General features: G+C 73.0%; 20 protein-coding genes. 12 read left to right on the plus strand and 8 right to left on the minus strand.

Annotation, left to right across the window (positions count from 1 at the left end):
• Positions 1 to 139 precede the first annotated feature (139 nt).
• From AVL59_RS26415 to AVL59_RS26425, 3 genes are all read left to right on the plus strand, one after another.
• Positions 140 to 766: a DedA family protein gene (locus tag AVL59_RS26415; protein ID WP_067308981.1), complete on the plus strand. Its 627-nt coding sequence runs from the start codon at positions 140 to 142 to the stop codon at positions 764 to 766.
• A gap of 216 nt (positions 767 to 982) precedes the next feature.
• Positions 983 to 2,044 (plus strand): FUSC family protein, encoded by a 1,062-nt coding sequence (locus AVL59_RS26420; RefSeq protein WP_067308984.1) that lies wholly within the window; start codon positions 983 to 985, stop codon positions 2,042 to 2,044.
• Positions 2,041 to 3,249, plus strand: a complete 1,209-nt coding sequence (locus AVL59_RS26425; RefSeq protein ID WP_079146996.1) for a PP2C family protein-serine/threonine phosphatase — start codon at positions 2,041 to 2,043, stop codon at positions 3,247 to 3,249. Before AVL59_RS26420 ends, AVL59_RS26425 begins: the two co-directional genes overlap by 4 nt.
• A gap of 17 nt (positions 3,250 to 3,266) precedes the next feature.
• Here the strand turns inward: AVL59_RS26425 and AVL59_RS26430 are convergent, their stop codons facing one another.
• Entirely contained in the window at positions 3,267 to 3,632 is a 366-nt protein-coding gene (locus AVL59_RS26430) for a DoxX family protein (RefSeq protein WP_067308986.1), read from the minus strand.
• A gap of 61 nt (positions 3,633 to 3,693) precedes the next feature.
• Here AVL59_RS26430 and AVL59_RS26435 point away from each other — a divergent pair, with 61 nt between their 5' ends.
• From AVL59_RS26435 to hypA, 9 genes are all read left to right on the plus strand, one after another.
• Positions 3,694 to 4,590, plus strand: coding sequence for a LysR family transcriptional regulator (locus tag AVL59_RS26435; protein ID WP_067308989.1), 897 nt, complete (start codon positions 3,694 to 3,696; stop codon positions 4,588 to 4,590).
• A gap of 213 nt (positions 4,591 to 4,803) precedes the next feature.
• Complete coding sequence (locus AVL59_RS26440) at positions 4,804 to 6,375, plus strand: hypothetical protein (RefSeq protein WP_237281678.1); 1,572 nt, start codon at positions 4,804 to 4,806, stop codon at positions 6,373 to 6,375.
• Positions 6,376 to 6,432: 57 nt separating this feature from the next.
• Positions 6,433 to 7,494 carry an NADH-quinone oxidoreductase subunit B family protein gene (locus AVL59_RS26445; protein ID WP_067308991.1) on the plus strand — a complete coding sequence of 354 codons (1,062 nt, stop codon included), beginning with the start codon at positions 6,433 to 6,435 and terminating at the stop codon, positions 7,492 to 7,494.
• 64 nt (positions 7,495 to 7,558) lie between these two features.
• Positions 7,559 to 9,340 carry a nickel-dependent hydrogenase large subunit gene (locus AVL59_RS26450; protein ID WP_067308993.1) on the plus strand — a complete coding sequence of 594 codons (1,782 nt, stop codon included), beginning with the start codon at positions 7,559 to 7,561 and terminating at the stop codon, positions 9,338 to 9,340.
• Positions 9,333 to 9,905: a NifU family protein gene (locus AVL59_RS26455; RefSeq protein WP_067308996.1), complete on the plus strand. Its 573-nt coding sequence runs from the start codon at positions 9,333 to 9,335 to the stop codon at positions 9,903 to 9,905. Before AVL59_RS26450 ends, AVL59_RS26455 begins: the two co-directional genes overlap by 8 nt.
• Positions 9,902 to 10,498 carry a DUF5947 family protein gene (locus AVL59_RS26460; protein ID WP_099053133.1) on the plus strand — a complete coding sequence of 199 codons (597 nt, stop codon included), beginning with the start codon at positions 9,902 to 9,904 and terminating at the stop codon, positions 10,496 to 10,498. Before AVL59_RS26455 ends, AVL59_RS26460 begins: the two co-directional genes overlap by 4 nt.
• Before the next feature lie 20 nt (positions 10,499 to 10,518).
• On the plus strand, positions 10,519 to 10,725 hold the full coding sequence (locus AVL59_RS26465) for a hypothetical protein (protein ID WP_067309001.1): 207 nt from the start codon (positions 10,519 to 10,521) through the stop codon (positions 10,723 to 10,725).
• An 83-nt stretch (positions 10,726 to 10,808) separates the two neighbouring features.
• Complete coding sequence (locus AVL59_RS55715; RefSeq protein ID WP_257785108.1) at positions 10,809 to 10,943, plus strand: hypothetical protein; 135 nt, start codon at positions 10,809 to 10,811, stop codon at positions 10,941 to 10,943.
• Positions 10,944 to 10,950: 7 nt separating this feature from the next.
• A complete protein-coding gene (gene hypA, locus AVL59_RS26475) occupies positions 10,951 to 11,298 on the plus strand; it encodes a hydrogenase maturation nickel metallochaperone HypA (RefSeq protein WP_067309004.1) in 348 nt (115 codons plus the stop codon).
• A 63-nt stretch (positions 11,299 to 11,361) separates the two neighbouring features.
• On the opposite strand, the gene hypE is transcribed toward hypA, so the two are convergent.
• The 7 genes from hypE to AVL59_RS26510 form a co-directional block, all read right to left on the minus strand.
• Positions 11,362 to 12,453 carry a hydrogenase expression/formation protein HypE gene (hypE, locus tag AVL59_RS26480; RefSeq protein ID WP_067309006.1) on the minus strand — a complete coding sequence of 364 codons (1,092 nt, stop codon included), beginning with the start codon at positions 12,451 to 12,453 and terminating at the stop codon, positions 11,362 to 11,364.
• Positions 12,446 to 13,588 carry a hydrogenase formation protein HypD gene (gene hypD, locus AVL59_RS26485; protein ID WP_067309009.1) on the minus strand — a complete coding sequence of 381 codons (1,143 nt, stop codon included), beginning with the start codon at positions 13,586 to 13,588 and terminating at the stop codon, positions 12,446 to 12,448. Before hypD ends, hypE begins: the two co-directional genes overlap by 8 nt.
• Positions 13,585 to 13,875, minus strand: coding sequence for a HypC/HybG/HupF family hydrogenase formation chaperone (locus tag AVL59_RS26490; protein WP_067309012.1), 291 nt, complete (start codon positions 13,873 to 13,875; stop codon positions 13,585 to 13,587). Before AVL59_RS26490 ends, hypD begins: the two co-directional genes overlap by 4 nt.
• A gap of 3 nt (positions 13,876 to 13,878) precedes the next feature.
• Positions 13,879 to 16,293 (minus strand): carbamoyltransferase HypF, encoded by a 2,415-nt coding sequence (hypF, locus tag AVL59_RS26495; RefSeq protein WP_067309014.1) that lies wholly within the window; start codon positions 16,291 to 16,293, stop codon positions 13,879 to 13,881.
• Positions 16,290 to 17,015 (minus strand): hydrogenase nickel incorporation protein HypB, encoded by a 726-nt coding sequence (gene hypB / locus AVL59_RS26500; RefSeq protein WP_067309015.1) that lies wholly within the window; start codon positions 17,013 to 17,015, stop codon positions 16,290 to 16,292. The genes hypF and hypB overlap by 4 nt, the downstream gene beginning before the upstream one ends.
• A 61-nt stretch (positions 17,016 to 17,076) precedes the next feature.
• The gene (locus tag AVL59_RS26505; RefSeq protein ID WP_067309016.1) at positions 17,077 to 17,667 is read right to left on the minus strand and encodes a hydrogenase maturation protease; all 591 of its coding nucleotides are present in this window, start codon (positions 17,665 to 17,667) and stop codon (positions 17,077 to 17,079) included.
• On the minus strand, positions 17,664 to 19,388 hold the full coding sequence (locus AVL59_RS26510) for a hydrogenase maturation protein (protein ID WP_067309017.1): 1,725 nt from the start codon (positions 19,386 to 19,388) through the stop codon (positions 17,664 to 17,666). Before AVL59_RS26510 ends, AVL59_RS26505 begins: the two co-directional genes overlap by 4 nt.
• Between the last annotated feature and the right edge of the window lie 228 nt (positions 19,389 to 19,616).

Genomic DNA, 19,616 nt, shown 5'->3' on the forward strand with positions numbered 1-19,616 from the left:
AGGCTGAAGAGCGCCCGGGGGAGGACGAACGCCAAGGCCACGGGGGCAGGGACTGAGCAGAACTCAGCATCACTCACGGGATGTCCGCACGGGACACTTGAGGGAAGCGACCCACGAGCACAGCCGGGAGGCGAGGGCGGTGATCGCCGTCAACCCGACGGACAGCGCCTCGCTGCTCGCTGCCTTCGGGGCGCTCGGCGTCCTCGTGGTGATCTTCGCCGAGTCGGGCCTGCTGGTCGTCGGGTTCTTCCTGCCGGGTGACACGCTGCTGTTCCCGGCCGGTGTGCTGTGCGCGGCGAGCGCTCATCACGCGCCCCGGCTGGTGCTGTGGCAGGTGCTGGTGTGCGCGGCCGTCGGCGCCGTCGCCGGGGCACAGGTGGGCTATCTGCTCGGGCGGCACGGCGGGCGTCCCCTGCTGGCCCGCACCTCGAACCGGCGGGTACGGGAGTCGGCGGCACGGGCGGAGCGGCTCCTGGCCCGTTACGGCCACGGCAAGGCGCTGGTGATCGGCCGCTTCGTCCCGATGCTTCGGACGGTCCTGCATCCGGCGGCCGGCGCGCTCGGCGTGCCCCTGCGGAAGTTCACCGTCTGGCAGTGCGTCGGCGGCCTGCTGTGGTCCCAGAGCCTCGTCCTGGCCGGATATCTCCTGGGTTCGTCGGTCACCCACGTCGACACCTACCTGCTGCCGCTGGTCGCCGTCATCGTCGTGCTCTCCCTGCTGCCCCTGCTCACGGAGGCCCGCAGGGAGCGGCGTCGGCGGCGGTAGTCCCGGTCGGCGCAGGCGCGGATTTAACCCGTTCCTTATTTGCCAGATGCCCCATTTGTCCGATTACCCTGGACGGCTGTTGCTCCGGACCGGCTGGGGCGGCCCCGGGGAGCCGGGCACACGGAAGGAAACGGGGGAAGGCATGCGCAGCGCACGGATGACGGCCCCACCGATCCCGTTCGGCCGAGCACAGTGCGCGGATGCCGCGCGCCCACCGTGGCGGCAGGGCTGACCTGGCAGGCGTGCGTCACCCTGCTGCATGCGCCGCACCCCTACGTGGGTGCCGTCGCGGCGCTGCTCATCGTCGAGGCGACGGTGGTGCGCACGGTCACCGCAGCGACCCGGTACGCCGCCGGATGCCTGCTCGGCGTGGCGGTCGCCGTGCCCGCGGCCCTCTACGTCGAGCCGGGCATGGCCGGTCTGGCCCTCGTGGTCTTCGCCTCCGTCCTGCTCGCCCGGCATGAGTTCCTCGGCCACCACGGACTGCATCTGCCGACGACCGCGCTCATCACGTTCGCCCTGGTCCGTGGCCGCCATCCGGCCGAACTGGTCGACCACCTCGCCGAGGTCATGCTGGGCCTCGCCTTCGGCCTGGCGTGCAGCGCGCTGCTGTTCCCCGCCGTGCGCGTACGGTCCGCGGAGCGGGCGCTGGAGAGACTGCGCTCCCTGCTCGCCCACCACCTCGACGGTCTGGCCGACGCCGTCACCGGGCGCGGTCGGCCGCGCGAGGTGCTCGGCCCCGCCTGGCGCCATGAACTCGACACCGCGGTGGCGGAGGCACGTACCGCCGTGGACGAGGCGCACGAGAGCGTGCGGTGGAACGTCAGACCGACCGCACGTCGCCGCCGCTGGCACCTTGACCGGCGCGTGCTGCGGGCACTGGCCGACGTGGAGGAGCAGGTGTGCGCCACCGGACGGCTCCTGGACGAGAAGCCCCTGGTGAGCCGTGCCGAAACGCCGGCCGACGCCATCGACGTCGTCCCTCGCACCGAGGGTTTCACGCAGCCGTACGCGCGCCTGTTGCGCACCACGGCCCTGTGCGTCTACGACTGCCGGGGCGGCCGCCCCCACCCGGCCCTGCCCGCCGCGCGCCACGCGGTCGCCCGGCTCGGCAGGCCCGGCTGCGATCCCTCCGCCGCCCGCGCCGAGGACCGGAACCTGCTCCACCACCTGGACGCGGCCCTCACCTGTCTGACGGCGTCCGTGCCCACCCCGTCCCGGCCGCCCACCCGGCGCCACCACGCACTCAGCACCCTCCGGCCCACAGAGCGACGATGATCTCTCACCCCGCAGATCCGCAGCACACCACCGGCGTACCGGCCGAGGACCACGTGGTCCCCGACCGCGAGGGCCGCGGCCCGCTCGCGGAGCGCCGTGGGCTCCTCGCGCTCGCTCCCGTCCTGCTCATGGTGGCCGTCACGCTCACCGACCTGCTCACGCCGCGCTGGCTGCACGTCGCGCCGGTCATGGCCGCCGTACCGGTCCTGGCTGCGGCCGTGCTCCCCGTCCCCGCGACGGCGGCGCTGGGCGGCGCGGCGCTCGTCCTGACCCTGCTGCTGCAGACGAACGCGGGACAACGAGGCTCCCCCGACTCGAACGTCGTCCTGTGCGCCCTGATCGTGGTCGGGCTCGCCTCGCTCGTCACCTGTGCGCTGCGCCGGCGCCGGGAACGGCAGCTGCGCCAGGCCCGCTCCGTCGCGGAGACCGCGCAACGAGCGCTGATGCACCCGCTCCCCCGCCGCATGCGCTCCCTGGCCCTGTCCGGCGTGTATCTGCCGGCCGAGTCGGAGGCGCGGATCGGCGGCGACTTCTACGAGGCGGTCCACACCCCGTACGGCACCCGGATCCTCATCGGTGACGTGCGCAGCAAGGGGCTGCCCGCCGTCGGGGCCTCGGCGACCCTGCTCGGCGCGTTCCGGGAGCTGGCCGACCGTGAGGCATCCCTGACCACCGTGGCGCGGCAGCTGGACGAGCGCGCCCAGCGCCACATAGCGGCGCTGGACGGCAGGCCGGAGGACGGTGAACCGGAGGGCAAGGGAACAGGGGCACTGTTCACCGAGCGGTTCGCGACCGCGCTGCTGGTGGAGTTTCCGCCCGGCGAGGCCGTGGCCCGCATCGTCCACTGCGGCCATCCCGAGCCGCTGATCGTCCGTGCGGGCCGGGTCCACGCCCATGTACCAGAGCATCCCGGCGCTCCCCTCGGGCTCGGTGATCTGCTGGGCGCGGCTCCGGTGGCCCAGACGGTGGCCTTCGGTCCGGGCGACCGGCTCGTCCTGTACACGGACGGGTTCATCGAGGCCCGCGACCGGCGGGGCCGGTTCTACGACCTGACCGCCCACACCCATGTGCACGCCGGCCGCCCGCTGCCCGCGATGGTCGCCGCCCTGCGCCGCGCCCTGCTGCGCCACGTCGGCGGCGACCTCGACGACGACGCGGCCCTGGTCGCACTGGAACGCCTGCCGTGCGAGACCGGCCGGGGCTGATCGCACACGGCGCGGCGTCACGCCCCTGGTGCCTGCCGTGTCGCGGCCAGGGCCAGGGCTCCTGCCGCCAGTGCCAGGAACAGGCCCGGGGCCGCGATGGTGTGCAGCACACGTGCCCGCACATGGAAGGCCACGGCGCCGAGGTAGAACAGCACCAGGCCGATGCCGGCCGCGATGCCCAGGGGGCGCAGACCCAGCAGTCCGAGCAACAGGCCCGCGGCCCCGGCGGCCTTCAGCAGGGCCAGGGGGGTCAGCCAGGCCGGCGGCACGCCGACCGCGCCGGAGTTGGCGAGCACGAACGGTGCCTTCTTGAGGTCGGCGGCCGCGATACCGGCGTTGGCGAGGACGGCCGCGCAGGTGACGACGACGTCTGCGAGTTCCATGGCTCCACCCTCGTCGGACAGTCGGCGCGACGTCCAATACCTGCACCCATAACCTTCTGGAATGGATATCGACACCCGTCTCCTGCGCTCCTTCCTGGCCGTCGCGGAGGAGGGCAGCCTCACCCGCGCCGCCGAGCACGTCTTCGTGTCCCAGCCCGCCCTGACGAAGCAGATCCGGCAGTTGGAGAGCCTGCTCGGCGTACAACTCTTCGACCGTTCGCGGGCCGGGATGGCGCTGACCGGGCCCGGCCGGGAACTCGCGCACCTCGCCCCGAAGGTGCTCGAAGCATGGAACGACGCCCTTCGCGCGACCCGGGCCGCCGACCGGGAGGCCGGGCGGGTGCTGCGCGTCGGGTTCATCGCGAGCGCGGCCAACGAGGCGACGCAGGAGATCGTGGCCGCGTTCGCCCGGCGCCGGCCCGGATGGCGTGCCGAGCTGCGTCAGGCTGCCTGGACGAACCCGAGCGCGGGCCTCGCCACCGGGGACGTGGACGTCGCGCTGTTGCGGCTGCCCTTCCCGGGCCAGGACGCCCTGCGTGTCGAGCCGCTCTTCAGCGAGCCGCGCTGGGTCGCCCTGCCCGGCGGGCACCCGCTGGCCGGCCGCGACACGATCGCCTTTCGGGACCTGTGGGACGAGCCGTTCGTCGCCGCACCGCCGCAGACCGGCGCGTGGCGCGAGTACTGGCTGGCCACCGACGAGCGCGAGGACCACCCCGTCCGCATCGGCGCCGTCACCGAGCAGCCCGACGACTGGCTGAGCGCCATCGCCAACGGCTACGGCATCGCCCTCGCGCCCCGGTCCGCCGCACGCTTCTACGCCCGCCCGGGGGTGGTCTACCGGCCGGTCACCGGCGTGAGCCCCACGCGGGTGGGCGTGGCCTGGGCCGCCGCCGACGACCGCAATCCGGTCGTGCGGGATTTCGTCCGCTGCTGCCTCGATCTCGCGCGACCCGAGTGACCCGTGCGGGGTCCGCGCGCTCGGGCGACGGCCACGGACGCTCCGCCCCTGTCCCAGCCGGACGGCGCCGCCGCGCGATCCGTGTCTTCGTCGTCTTCGTCCCCCTTCTCCCCTGACCGGAGCAATACCGGTCCGCCGGAGGGGCGAGCACCCGTGAGGGGTGTGACCTTGGTTGGAAGGGATCGGCCGGTGCACCTGCGACAAGGAGGCGGGATGGCGGAGACGGGCGGCGGGAGCGGCGTGGCATGCGCCGCCGCGCAAGGGGAGACGGACGACGCGTCGTACGACGTGTCGGGCGATCCCTTCGCGCAGGTGAGCGGTGTCGCCGACGCCGTCCTCTACGAGGGCTATCTCCTGTATCCGTACCGCCGCTCCTCGGCCAAGAACCGGGTCCGCTGGCAGTTCGGGGTGCTGCTGCCCCGCGACTGGGTGGAGGCGGACGGCCCCGTGACGCCGGGTGTCTCCGGCTCCGCGGACTCCTGGTACCAGCGGACCGAGTGCCTGGTGCGTGTGCGGCGGCCCGGGGCGGTCGTACGGGTACGGGTGCGTTATCTCCAGATGCAGCACAAGCAGGTGCATGCGGTCGGTGCGGACGGCCGCCACCGCCCGGTGGAATCGCTGCGGACCGGGGACGGGACGTCCCATCTCACCTTCGACGAGGCGGTCCCGTACGAGGTGGATCTGCGGTGGCCGCTGGAGGACCTGCTGCGCGGCGAGTGCTCCGCCGAGGTCGGGGCGCCCGCGGGCGAGGAGACACGGGAACTGCCCACGGGAGCGGGGCGGGTGGTGCGGCGGCGCGAGGAGGTCCGGGCGCGTACGGCGGTCGTGGCCGAGGCGGTCGCCGAGGACGTGTACCGGCTGCGTGTGCGCACCGAGAACACCGAGCACGCCCCCGATGCCGGGGCCGCCCGTGGCGATGCGCTGCGGTCCGCCTTGCTCGCGGCACACACGCTCATCGGCGGTACGGGCCTGGAGTTCGTCTCACTGATCGATCCGCCGACCGGCCTGGAGGACCAGGTGCGCGGCTGCCGCAACGAGTTCACCTTTCCCGTGCTCGGCGGCGCGGCGCAGGACACGGGCTCGACCGGACCGGTCGTGCTCTCCTCCCCGATCATTCTCCCCGACCGCCCGCAGGTGGCGCCGGAGAGCCCGGGTGATCTGCACGACGCGGCGGAGATCGACGAGATCCTGACGCTGCGCACGATGCTCCTGACCGACGAGGAGAAGGCCGAGGCCCGGGCCACGGACCCGCGTGCCGCGCGGATCCTCGACCGGGTCGACACCATGCCCCCGGAGGTGTTCACCCGGCTGCACGGGGCGATCCGCTCCCTGACCCCTGTCACACCCGTCGCGACCGGGGCGCCGGCCGGACGGCCCTCCTGGTGGCAGGAGGGCGCCGACGACGGTCTGTCCCCGACGTCCGACACGGTGCTGGTGGACGGCGTCCCCGTCGGCGGCGGCAGCCGGGTGCGGCTCACGCCGCGCGGCCGGGGCGCGGACGCCCAGGACATGTTCCTGGCCGGCCGGACCGCGCACGTCGCGGCGGTCTTCCACGACGTGGACGGCAGCGTGCACCTCGCGGTGACCGTCGACGACGATCCCGCTGCCGAACTGCACGGCTGGTACGGCCGTTTCCACTACTTCCGGCCCGACGAGCTCGAACCGATCGCACCGGCGGACGCACCGGGTCCGCCGGGCCCGGGCCAACCACCACGGCCGCAGTCCCCGCGGCCCCAGCGTCCGGCCGACCGGCCGGAGGAGGGACGGTTCGATGGACGCCCCTGACCTGCCGGCGCACGCCGAGGACCGACTCCGCGACCGACTGCAGCAAAGGCCTACGACATGAGCACGCAGAGCAGTACCACCGAGGAGCGCACGGGGATCGACGAGATCCACATCCTCTGGATCTCCGAGGGGATGAGCTGCGACGGCGACACCGTCTCGCTGACCGCCGCCGACCAGCCCTCCATCGAGGACGTGGTGCTCGGCCTCATCCCGGGCCTGCCCAAGGTCAACCTGGTCAACAAGGTGCTCTCGCCGAGCCTGGGCGGCGAGGACTTCCTCGCCCCGTACCGGGCGGCGGCACGCGGTGACCTCAAGCCGTTCATCCTCGTCATCGAGGGGTCGATCCCGAACCAGAGGATCATCGACGGCGAAGGCTACTGGACGTCCTTCGGCAACGACCCCGAGACCGGTCAGCCGCAGCCCCTGAACTGGTGGATCGACCAGCTCGCCCCCAAGGCCTTCGCGGTGGTGGCCGCCGGCACCTGCGCCACCTTCGGCGGCATCCACGCCATGGCCGGCAACCCCACGGGCTGTATGGGGCTCGCCGACTACCTGGGCTGGGAGTTCAGATCGCAGGCCGGTCTTCCGGTGGTCAACGTGCCCGGCTGTCCCATCCAGCCGGAGAACTTCATGGAGACCCTGATCTGGGTGCTCCAGCACGCGGCCGGCACCGCTCCCCCACCGCCGCTGGACCACATGCTGCGGCCCCAGTGGCTGTTCGGGAAGACCGTCCACGAGGGCTGCGACCGGGCCGCGTACTACGAGCAGGCCGACTTCGGCAAGGACTACAACTCGCCGAAGTGCCTGGTGAAGACGGGCTGTTGGGGCCCGGTCGTCAACTGCAACGTGCCCAAGCGCGGCTGGATGGCCGGTATCGGCGGCTGTCCGAACGTGGGCGGCATCTGCATCGGCTGCACGATGCCCGGCTTCCCCGACGCGTTCATGCCGTTCATGGACGAACCCCCCGGGGCGACGCTGTCCACCCTCGCCGTCAAGCCGTACGGGGCGGTCATCCGCCGGCTGCGCGGCCTGACCAACGACATGGTGAACCACGAGCCCAAGTGGCGCCACAACAAGCAGAAGCTGACCAGCGGTTACAACCCGCACTACCGGCCATGACCCCGTCCGGCCCGCATCCCGCCACCGACCCGCAGCACCCGAACAGCGAGGGGCAGTACCGCAGATGACCACCTCCACCAAACGCAAGCCCGAACAGATCGTGGACATGTCCTGGGACCCGATCACCCGGATCATCGGCAACCTGGGCATCTACACGAAGATCGACTTCGCGAACCGTGAGGTCGTGGAGTGCCACAGCACCTCGTCGCTGTTCCGCGGCTACTCGGTGTTCATGAAGGGCAAAGACCCGCGCGACGCCGGGTTCATCACCTCGCGCATCTGCGGCATCTGCGGCGACAACCACACCACGTGCTCCAACTACGCCCAGCAGATGGCCTACGGCGTCAAGCCGCCGAAGCTGGCCGAGCACATCACCAACCTCGGCGAAGCAGCCGAGTACATGTTCGACCACACCATCTTCCAGGACAACCTGGTCTTCGTGGACTTCTGCGAGGCGATGGTCAAGGCCACCAACCCCGGTCTCCTGACCCGTGCCGAGCGCACCAGCGCGCCCCGTGGGGCCGTCCACGGCTTCAAGACCATCGCCGACATCATGAAGGCCTTCAACCCCTTCGAGGGCGAGGTCTACAAGGAGGCGCTCAAGGTCAGCCGGGTCACCCGGGAGATGTTCTGCCTGATGGAGGGGCGGCACGTCCACCCGTCGACGCTGTACCCGGGCGGGGTCGGCACGATGCCGCAGCCGAACACCTTCACCGACTACCTGAGCCGGCTCATGCACGTCATCGACTTCGTGAAGAAGGCGGTGGCGATGAACGACGACGTCTTCGACTTCTTCTACGAGGCGCTGCCCGGCTACGAGGAGGTCGGCAAGCGCCGCATCATGCTGGGCTGCTGGGGCGCCTGGCAGAACCCGGACGTCGTCGACTACCGCTACGCGACGATGAACCAGTGGGGCAAGGCGATGTACGTCACCCCCGGCATCGTCGTCGACGGCGAGCTGGTCACCAACAACCTGGTCGACATCAACCTCGGCCTCAGGATCATGCTCGGCAGTTCCTACTACGAGGACTGGGTCAACGAGCGGCCCTTCGTCACCCACGACCCGCTGGGCAACCCCGTCGACATGCGCCACCCGTGGAACCAGACCACCGTCCCGGTGCCGCAGAAGCGCGACTTCGACGGCAAGTACAGCTGGGTGATGAGCCCGCGCTGGCACCATCCGCAGACCGGCGAGCACCTCGCCCTGGACACCGGCGGCGGGCCCCTGGCCCGGCTGTGGACGACCGCGCTGAGCGGCATCGTGGACACGCCGTACGTCAAGGCCACCGGCAGCAGTGTGCGCATCTCGCTGCCCAAGGGCGAGTCGCTGCCGGAGACCACGCTGGAGTGGCGGATCCCGAAGTGGAGCAACACCATCGAAAGGGACCGGGCCCGGCCGTACTTCGTCGCCTACGCCGCCGCCATGGCCCTGCAGTTCCTGGAGGAGGCGATGGGCATGCTCCGCAGCGGCGACACCAAGGTGTACGAGAACTTCGAGGTACCGGACGAGGCGATCGGCTGCGGCTTCCACGAGGCGGTGCGCGGTGTCCTCTCCCACCACCTGGTGATCAGGGACAAGAAGATCGCCAACTACCACCCGTACCCGCCGACCCCGTGGAACGCCAGCCCGCGCGACATCTACGGCACGCCCGGGCCGTACGAGGACGCCGTCAAGGGCCAGCCGATCTTCGAGGAGAACGGGCCGGACGACTTCAAGGGCGTCGACATCATGCGCACCGTGCGCAGCTTCGACCCGTGTCTGCCGTGCGGGGTGCACATGTACATGGGCAAGGGGAAGACGCTGTCGACCGTGCACTCGCCCACGTACGGAGCCTCGCATGGCTGACCCGTCCGTACGGCTCCCCGATCCGGCGGTGGAGGCGCGGCTCGCCCGGCTCGACGAGGTGCTGGCGCGGCTGGAGTCCGCGCCCGGCCCGGCCGCCCGCGAGGCGCTGGAGGCGGTGAGTCTGCTGACCGAGGTCTACGGTGAGGCGCTCGCCCGGGTCCTGGACCACGCGGACGACGCGCTGCGCGATCGCCTGGCCGGCGACGAGCTGCTGGGGCATCTGCTGGTGCTGCACGCCCTGCATCCCGAGCCCGCCGAACGCCGGGCCGCCCGCGCGGTCGAGAAGCTCAGGCCCGCGGTGCGCGAACGCGGCGGTGACCTGGAGTGGGCCGGTGTCGAAGGGCAGGTGGCCCGGGTGCGGGTGAGCACCGGCGGCGGGTGCGGTTCCGGGTGCGGCGGCGGGTCGGCCGACATCACGGAGGCCGTCCGCGCGGCGGTGCTGGCCGCGGCCCCGGAGCTCGAGGCCGTGGAGCAGGTCGCCGCCGAACGGCGGGCGGCCCCCGCCTTCGTCCCCCTGACCACGCTGACGCGCCGGACCACGCCCCAGCCACAGGCGGCACGGTGACCATGGACGGAGCGCTCGCCCGGATCATCCGCTCGGCCGCCGACCGGGCGGCTGCCGCGGAGCCCGAGGTGTGCGACCTGTGCGCCGCCCCGGTGGCCGAGGAGCACCCGCACCTGTACGACACCGGGGCGGCGGAGGTGCGGTGCGTGTGCCGCCCGTGCTCGGTGCTGTTCGCCGAGGACGGGGCGGGCGAGGGACGTCACCTGCTGGTGCCCCGGCGCCGGCTCCGGCTGCCGCCGGTCGACACGGCGGTGCTGGGTGTACCGGTGGGCCTGGTGTTCTTCGTGCCGCGCTCCGACGGCACGGTCACCGCCCAGGGCCCGAGCCCGGCGGGAGCCATGCGCTGGGAGGTGGACGCGTCCGCCTGGCAGCGGCTGACCGCTACGTTTCCGCAGCTCGCATCCATGGCACCCGAGGTGGAGGCGCTGCTGGTGAACACCGCCCGGGGCCCGCGCGCACACTGGATCGTGCCCATCGACGACTGTTTCCGGATGGTCGCCCTCGTCCGCCGCGAGTGGCGGGGTCTGTCCGGTGGCGGCCGGGTCTGGCCGGCCGTCGAGCGGTTCTTCGCGGAGCTCACCGAGCGGCCGTGAAGCCCAGAAAGGAGACGACCATGGGCAGCATCAGAGTGGGCCGCCGCCAGGCGAAGCCCGACACGCCCAGCCATGTGCGCGGCCTGCACCAGGGCAACCAGGGCCCGTACGAGCATCAGAGCGGACACCACGCGGACGGTACGTCCGACGCGCGCCGCTCCACGGGGATCGACTCGAAGCGGCATGACGCGCTGATCGAGGAAATGCCGAACATCTCGCCGGGATGAGAGAGCAGGGAGTGAGCGTGATGAAGCGCTGCGAAAGGGCGGGGTCAGCGAGGTCAGCCAGATCGGTGGTGTCCGGTCGCCAGGTGCTGATCGCGCAGGCCCTGCTGGTGAGCGGTCTGGCACTGGCCCTGTTCATGAGGGAACTGCCTGGTGTGGTACGGGAGTTGCGCATCTACCGGATGACCGGTGGTGTCCGCGCGAACCGCCGCTACCCCTGAGCCGGCCGTGCACGAGCTGTCGATCGCGACCGCGATCGTGGAGCAGGCCGAGGAGATCGCCCGCGAGGACGGCTCCGACGGTGTCTCGTCGGTGACCGTCCGGGTCGGGGAGCTGGCGGGGGTGGTGCCCGACGCGCTGCGCTTCGCCTTCGAGGTGGCCCGGGACGGCACGGCCCTCGCCTCGGCCCGGCTCGTCGTCGAGCAGGTGACCGCGCGGGCCTGGTGCGGTGAGTGCGCCGAGGAGTTCGCGGTCGGCATGCCGCCGTTCTTCTGGTGCCCGCGCTGCGACCGGCCCTCGCAGGACCTGCGCAGCGGACGGGAACTGGAGATCACGGGCGTCGAAGCGGTGCCCTGACCGGGTGCAGCGGCCCCGCCGGTGCCTCGGGCTCCGGCGGGGCCGCACGCTGTCCGCACCCCCTCAGCAGATGCGCGGCAGCTGCTCCCCCAGCGGCAGGTCCACCACCCGGGTGCCGCCCAGGGCGGTGGCGACGACGACCATGCCGGGATGGTCCTCGACGCACTCCCCGACGAGGACAGCGCCGCCGCCCTGCGGGTGGGCGCGCATCGCCGCGAGCACCGCCTCGGCCTCCTGCGGGGGCACGAAGGCGACGAGCCGGCCCTCGTTGGCGACGTACAGCGGGTCCAGGCCGAGGAAGCCGCAGGCGTTCACGACCTCGTCCGGGACGGGGATGGCCCGCTCGCGCAGCCGTACGCCGGTCCCGGAGGCGCGGGCGATCTCGTTCAGGGAGGTGCCGAGACCGCCCCGGGTGGGGTCGCGCAGGACGTGGATGTCCCGGGTGACCGCCAGCATGTCCGCCACCAGGCCGGCCAGCGGCGCGGTGTCGGAGGCGATCTCGATGCCGAACTCCAGCCCCTCGCGCACGCTCATGATCGCCACGCCGTGCAGGCCGATCGGGCCGCTGACGATGACGGCGTCGCCCGGCCGGGCGCGCTGCGGGCGGATGTCGACCCCGTCGGGGACGAGGCCGACGCCGGCGGTGGTGACGTAGACGCCGTCGCCGTGTCCGGACTCGACGACCTTGGTGTCGCCCGTGGCGATGATGACGTCCGCCGCGCGGGCGGCCGCCCCGACGGCGTGGGCGATCCGCTCGACGACGGCGAGTTCCACGCCTTCCTCCAGGACGAACGCCGCGGAGAGGTAGGCGGGCCGGGCGCCGCTCATGGCGAGGTCGTTGACGGTGCCGTTGACCGCGAGGTCGCCCAGGCTGCCGCCGGGGAAGAACAGTGGCCGTACGACGTAGGAGTCGGTGGAGAACGCCACTCGCGCGCCGCCCAGGTCGAGGACGGCCGAGTCGGTGAGGGCGGCCAGGGTGGGGTTGCCGTAGGCGGGGGCGAAGACCTGATCGATCAGCTCGGCGGACAGGGCGCCGCCCCCGCCGTGGCCCATCACGACGACCGGCTGGTCGCGCAGGGGGGCGGGGCAGGTCCAGTTCGCGGGGTCTACGGCCGTCGCCGTCGCTTCGGCCGCGACGGTTGCGAGGTCAGCCAACGGGGTTCATCTCCTCCCGCGGGATACGGGATCCCTGGGGCGCGGGGCCGGTCATCCGGCGGTACAGGTAGTAGGCCGCACAGGCGCCCTCGTTGGAGACCATGGTGGCGCCGAGCGGGGTGCGCGGGGTGCAGGTGGTGCCGAACGCCTCGCACTCGGTCGGTTTGATCAGGCCCTGCAGGACCTCGCCGGCGCGGCACTCGGCGGGCTCCTCGGTGCGGATGCCGGCGACGTCGAAGCGGAGCTCGGCGTCGTGGGCACGGTAGGCGTCCGTCAGACGCCAGCCGCTGGCCGGGATGCGGCCGATGCCGCGCCAGTTGCGGTCGGTGATCTCGAACACCTCCTCGATCATGCGCAGAGCCGCCGGGTTGCCCTGCTCGCGCACGGCCCGCGCGTAGGCGTTCTCCACCCGGTGCTCCCCGCGCTCCAGCTGGTGGACGGCGCGGCGGATGCCTTCGAGGATGTCGAGCGGTTCGAAGCCGGTGACCACGATCGGCACCCGGTGCTTGTCGGCCAGGTCCGGGTACTCGGCGGTGCCCATCACGCTGCACACGTGCCCGGCGGCGAGGAAGCCCTGCACCCGGCACTCGGGGGCCGTCATGATGGCATCGATCGCCGGGGGGACCCGGACGTGGGACACGAGCAGGCTGAAGTTGTCCAGGCCGAGGCGGCGGGCCTGGTGCACGGCCATGGCGTTGGCGGGGGCGGTCGTCTCGAAGCCGATCGCGAAGAAGACGACCTGCCGGTCGGGGTTCTTGCGGGCGAGGTCGAGGGCGTCGAGCGGCGAGTACACCACTCGTACGTCACCGCCCTCGCCCTTGACCCGGAACAGGTCCCGGTCGGTGCCGGGCACGCGCAGCATGTCGCCGAAGGAGCAGAAGATCACGTCGGGGCGGGCGGCGATCTCCAGCGCCTGGTCGATGACGTCGAGCGGTGTGACGCACACCGGGCATCCGGGGCCGTGGATCAGCTCCACGTTCTCCGGCAGGAGTTGGTCGATGCCGTGGCGGATGATGGAGTGGGTCTGGCCGCCGCAGACCTCCATCAGCGCCCACGGCCGGGTGGCCGCGGCGTGGATCTCGTCCAGCAACCGGCGTGCCAGATCCGGGTCGTTGAACTCGTCGATGTACTTCACAGGACCTCGCTTCCGGTCTCCTGCCGGGCCGCCTGCTTCCAGGCGTCACCGAACTCCTCCTCCAGCAGCCCCAGTTGCTCGAACAGCTCCAGGGACGCCCGGGCCGACTCCTCGTCCAGGCGCTGCAGGGCGAAGCCGACGTGGACGATGACGTACTCCCCGACCCGTACGTCGGGCAGGTACTCCAGACACGCCTGTTTGCGCACTCCGCCGAAGTCGATCAGCCCGGTGAGCGGGTCGGCGCCGTCGAAAATGGCCACGACCTTGCCGGGCACTGCCAAACACATGGGTCACTCCGTCTCGTGGTTGGTTGCCGTTGCCGCGACCATGAGCTGGCCGAGCGCCAACCCGCCGTCGTTCGGCGGGACTTCGCCGTGCCTGAGGACCGTGAAGCCGTCCGCGGTGAGCAGGGCGGCGCACTCCTCCTCCAGCAGGCAGTTGGCGAAGACGCCTCCGGTGAGGGCGACCGTGGTCAGGCCGGTCGTTCCGCGGGCCCGTCGGCAGATCTCCGTGACGGCTCGCGCCACACCGCGGTGGAAGCGGGCCGCGAGCACCGGGGCGGGGGTGCCGCGGCGCCGGTCGGCGAGGAGGGCCCGCAAGGGGGGTGCGATCTCCCACCGGCCCGCCCGGCTCAGCCGGTCGGGGCTCTGGCGCGGGGGCACTGCGCCCCGGACCCCGCGGGGTGGTGGGAGGGTCCGGAATCCGAAGCGGTACGCCCCGGCGTCCGCATCCCACGCCCGCGTCGCCGCCGCCTCCAGTTCCAGCGCGGCCTGTGCCTCGTATCCCGCGCGATGGCACACGCCGGCCAGCGACGACACGGCGTCGAAGAGACGGCCCATGCTGGACGTGGGCACACAGGCCACCTGCCGGTGCAACTGCTGTCGCAGCGTGGCCAGTTCGGGCTCGGTGCACGCGACGACGCTCGGCAGATCCCGCTCCCACGCCAGCCCCGCCGCCCACAGCCGGGCCAGCGCCGTCCGGCAGGGGTTGGCCACGCCCGCGTCGCCGCCGGGCAGCGGGGCGGGGGTCAGGTGGGCGAAGCGCCGGTAGCCGGAGTAGTCGGCGAGCAGTACCTCGCCGCCCCACACGGTGCCGTCGTCGCCGTAGCCGGTGCCGTCGAAGGCGACGCCGATCACGGGTGCGGTGCCGTCGAGACCGTGCTCGGCCATGGCCGAGGCGATGTGTGCGTGATGGTGCTGGACCGGCTTCGGTGGTTCCAGGGCGAGTCGGGAGGAGCGTCGGCGTGCCCAGGCCGTCGAGTGGTAGCCGGGGTGCAGGTCGGCGGCCAGCAGTCGAGGGACGACTCCGGTGAGGCGGGTGAGGTGCCGTTCGGCCCGCCCGGCGGCTTCGAGGGTGGCGAGGTCACCCATGTCCCCGATGTGCGGTCCGAACCAGGCGTACTCGCCCTCGCCCAGGCAGGGGGCGTTCTTCAGGTCACCGCCGACCGCGAGCGCGGGCCGGACCGGGAGCGGGAGCCTCAGGGGGCGGGGGACGTATCCGCGGGAGCGGCGGAGCACCTGTGCGGTGCCGTCGGGGCGTACCCGCAGCAGGGAGTCGTCGCACGGGGAGGCGATGGGCCGGTCGTGGGCGAGCCAGGCGTCGGCCAGCCCGGCCAGCCGGGACAGCGCGTCGGCGTCGTCGGTGACGATGGGCTCGCCGGAGCGGTTGCCGCTGGTCATGACCAGGACGCGAGGGCCGGGCGGATCGCCCGGCAGCCCGAACAGCAGGGTGTGGACGGGGGTGTAGGGCAGCATCACGCCCACGTGCGGGCTGCCCGGGCAGACCTCGTCGGCGAGGCGGAGGCCGTCCGCCCGTGCGCGTCTGCGCAGCAGGACGATGGGGCGCCGGGCGCTGGTGAGCGCGGTCCGTTCGGCGTCGGACAGGAGCGCGAGGCGCTCGGCCGTGTCGAGGTCTGCGCACATCACGGCGAAGGCCTTGCCACCGCGTTCCTTGCGGGTGCGCAGGGTGGCGACGGCCCGTGGGTCGGTGGCGTCGCAGGCCAGGTGGTAGCCGCCGACGCCCTTCACGGCGACGATCCGCCCCGCGGCCAGCAGGGCCCGTGCCGTGGCCAGGGCGTCGGCGTCCCGGGCCGGGCGGGCGCCGCCGCCGTCGGCCGGGACCAGACTCAGCCGCGGGCCGCAGTCCGGGCAGGCGACGGGCTGCGCGTGGAAGCGCCGGTCGGCCGGGGCTCCGTACTCGCGGGCGCAGACGGGGCACATCGGGAAGTCCGCCATGGTCGTGGCCGCGCGGTCGTACGGCATCCCCGTCGCGATGGTGAAGCGGGGGCCGCAGTGGGTGCAGGTGATGAACGGGTGGCGGTGGCGGCGGTCGGCCGGATCGGCCAGCTCGCGCAGGCAGTCGGCGCAGGTCGCGGTGTCGGGCGGAAGCTGGGTACGGCCCGCTGACCGCTCGGTGGGACGGATGGCGAAGGGGTCGGTCGCGCCGGTGGCCGGGAGGTTCTCGCAGCCGACGCCGGTGACGGCGGCGAGCGGCGGCGGCCGCTCGGCCAGCAGGTCGCAGAAGCGGGCGACGCCCTCCGCCGGGCCCTCGACCTCGATGAGCACGCCGCTCGCGGTGTTGCTCACGAAGCCGGCCAGCGCGAGGTCGGCGGCCAGGCGGTGCACATACGGCCGGAAGCCGACGCCCTGGACCGTGCCGCGCACGGTGAGCCGCCGGCGTACCGGGCCGATGACGGGCGCGGTCACGAGACGGTGGCGGACGCGGGGTGGTGGTGGCCGTGGGGGTGCGGGGCTAGCGGAGGCCGGTGCGGCGGGGCTCCGCGCCGGGCGGCGAGCGCGTGGGCGAGGAAGGTGTCGACTCCGTCGCCGGTGCGGGCGCAGGACCGTACGATCTCCACGCCCGGGTTGACCCGCTGGACGTTCGCCCTGAACGCGGTCTCGTCGAAGCCGGCCGCCTCGGCCAGGTCGGTCTTGGTGATGACGACCAGATGGGCCGAACCGAACGCGGTGGGGTACTTCAGCGGCTTGTCCTCGCCCTCGGTCACCGCCATCAGCACGATGCGCAGGCTCTCGCCGAGGTCGTACGACGCCGGGCAGACGAGATTGCCGACGTTCTCCACGAAGAGCAGGGCGGTGTCCGCCGGCAGCCAGCCCGTCAGATGCTCGGCCACCTGCCGGGCCTCCAGGTGGCACAGTCCGTCGGTGAGCAGTTGCCGGACCGGCGCGCCCGAGCGCGCCAGCCGGACGGCGTCGTTCTCGGTCGCGAGGTCGGCGGTGAGCGCGGCGACCGGAACGCTCCGGTCCACGGCTTGGGCCAGGACCCGGCCGAGCAGTTCCGTCTTGCCGCTGCCGGGGCTGGACAGCAGGTTGACCACCGTGACGCCCTGCCGTGTCAGGTCCTCGCGCAGGCTCGCGGCCAGGTCGTCGTTCTTCGCCAGGACGGCCTGCTTGACGTCGGACCGGCACATGGGCGCAGCTCCTCGCGGTCGTGAAGCGGAGCCCCGGCCGCGTCCCGTGCGGCCCGGGGTCTCACCGATCTTCGGCTCGGTCGGCCACGAGACCGGGCAGCGCAGCCGCGTGCGGGGGCCCGGATTCCATCGGGCGGCCCAACGGCGGTGCGGGGGCGGCCGGATCCGCCAGCAGGACGGGGATCAGGGTGTGCAGCGCCTCCACGGCCCGGTCGACGGCCGCTCGCACCGGTGCGCCCAGGCCCGGCAGGATGTCCTCGTCGCCACGCGGCAGGACGCCGGGTTCGCAGGCCAGGACGAGGACCCGGGGCAGCGGCTCGTCCCCCAGGTGTGCGGCCAGGGCCAGCACCTTCTCCGGGTCCATGCCGTGGGCCTCGGGTACGACCGTGCCGTCGGGCGGTTCCGCCTCGATCAGGGTGAGGGTGCCGGGGCGGTGTCCGCGGGGGGCGGCGTCGACGAGGACGGCGGTGGCACAGCCGTCGAGCAGGGTGTAGGCGAGGTCCAGTCCGCGGATGCCGAAGTCCCGCACGCGTACCTCGGGCGGCAGCGGACGCCGGTCGAGGGCGCGGATCACCTCGGGGCCGAACGCGTCGTCGCCGAGGAAGATGTTGCCGACGCCCGCGACGAGCAGCCGGCCGGGTACGGGGCTCACCGGGCGGTTCCGGTGACCGGTGCCAGGGGACGGGCGGAGCCGGCCGGCTTCTTGCGGACGAAGGCCGACCTCAGCGCGTGGTAGGGGGCCTGGGGGTCGAAGAAGACGGCGTGCATCCGGGCGAGTTCGTCACGCCGGTGGTGCGCGAGCGGTCGTACCTCCTCGTCCGAGTGGCGTGCCGCGGCCTTGGCGGCGATGCGTCGTCGCAGGTCGGGGGCGGCGGCGAGGGCGGCGGCCAGCCGCTCGACCTCGGCGGCGAACGCGGCCGCCCCGGTGGGCACGAGGCGGTCCACCAGCCCGATCCGCTCGGCCGTCGCGGCGCTGATCGGCAAGGCGTCCCGCGTCAGCCGGTGGGCGGTTTCGGCGCCGGTGCGGCGCGGGAGCGTGTACGTCCAGTACTCGGATCCGTACAGGCCCATCCGCCGGTAGTGCGGGTTGAGGACGGTTCCCGTGCGGCACCACACCTGGTCGGCGGCAAGGGCGAGCATGGCACCGCCGGCGGCCGCGTTGCCGGGGAGTGCGGCCACCACCAGCCGGTCGGTGGTGCGCAGTACCGCCTCGACGAGGTCGTCCATGGCGTTGAGGTTGGTCCAGGACTCCTGGGCCGGGTCGGCGGCCGCCTCGATGACGTTCAGGTGGATGCCGTTGGAGAAGAAGTCGCGGTCGGAGCCGAGCACCAGGACCGAGGTGGGGCGGGCGAGCGCGTACCGGTAGGCGGCGAGCAGCCTGCGGCACTGGTCGGTGCTCATCGCCCCGCCGGGGAAGGAGAAGGTCAGAAAGCCGGCGTCGCCGCGCTGCCGGTAGCGGATGTCGCTCCAGGTGCGCCGGCGCGGGGGCAGTTCGAGCGGGACGGTGTCCTCCGCGAGCGGCGGGGTGTCCCGGCCGGAGAAGGCGGCGAGTACGGAGGCCGCGGGGCGCTTGAAGGGTGCCCGGTCGCCGGAGTTCTTGCGCGGGCGCAGTTCCGGGATCCACACGGCGCCGTCGCGGGTGGCCCGGCAGACCGCGCCCGCCCGGGTCGCCAGCAGCTCGCCGGGGCGGCCGCGCAGCAGGTCCTCGGGGTGGCCGCCGTGCAGGAACACCTCCCGGCCGAGGAGTTCGTCGAGGACGCCCGGCTGCGAGTCGGCACCGCGCAGCATGCGCAGCACACGCTCCGTGCTGTCCTTCTCCCAGTCGATCCGGCGCCGCTCCTGCCGGTAGAAGTCGCGCCATACGATCCGGACGGAGTCGTCGGAGTCGTCGGTCTGGGGTCGGGGTTTGTACGAGGCGTCGGCGTACCGGCGCACCGCCAGCAGGACGGCGGCGGCCGCGGCGTCGGAGGCCTCGTTGCGGTACAGGTCGCTCTTGCCGACGGGCGGCACGGGGAAGGACTCGGCCGCCCAGATGTCCCCGGCGTCCATGGCCGCCTCGGCCTGCAGGACGGTCACGCCCCAGCGGGGCGCCCGCTCGGCGATCGCCCAGTCCAGCGAGGAGGGGCCGCGGTCGCCGGGCGGTCCCGGATGCACGATCAGGCAGGTGTGCTCCCGCCAGACGTCCTCGGGCAGGGCCGTCCTCAGCATCGGGGCGACGACCAGGTCCGGGCGCAGTTCGCGGACGGCGGCGCGGACGGGGTCGGCGCCGTGGGTGGCGAGCACGACGTCCACCTGGTGTCCCTGGTCGGACAGTTCGGCGTAGATCCGCTGGGTGAGGCTGTTGAACGCGCTGGCGACGAGCAGAATGTCCATGACATGGCATGTTCGTCAGTTCCCGGGGTGCCGGAAAGAACCCCGGCGGCGTTTCGCCTACCTCGGTGAGGTCTCTTCCGCCATCCGGATCGCGTTCCGCAGCCTCCGGAGCGCCTGGCTCCGCTGGTCCTCGTACCCTTCCGGCAGGGGCACCCGCCGAGGGCGGCACACCGGTCGCAGAGGTCGGCGAATACGGGTACTCGGCCGTTGCCCCCGTGGGGAAGGAGG

This window comes from Streptomyces griseochromogenes (assembly GCF_001542625.1).
Taxonomy (GTDB): Bacteria; Actinomycetota; Actinomycetes; order Streptomycetales; family Streptomycetaceae; genus Streptomyces; species Streptomyces griseochromogenes.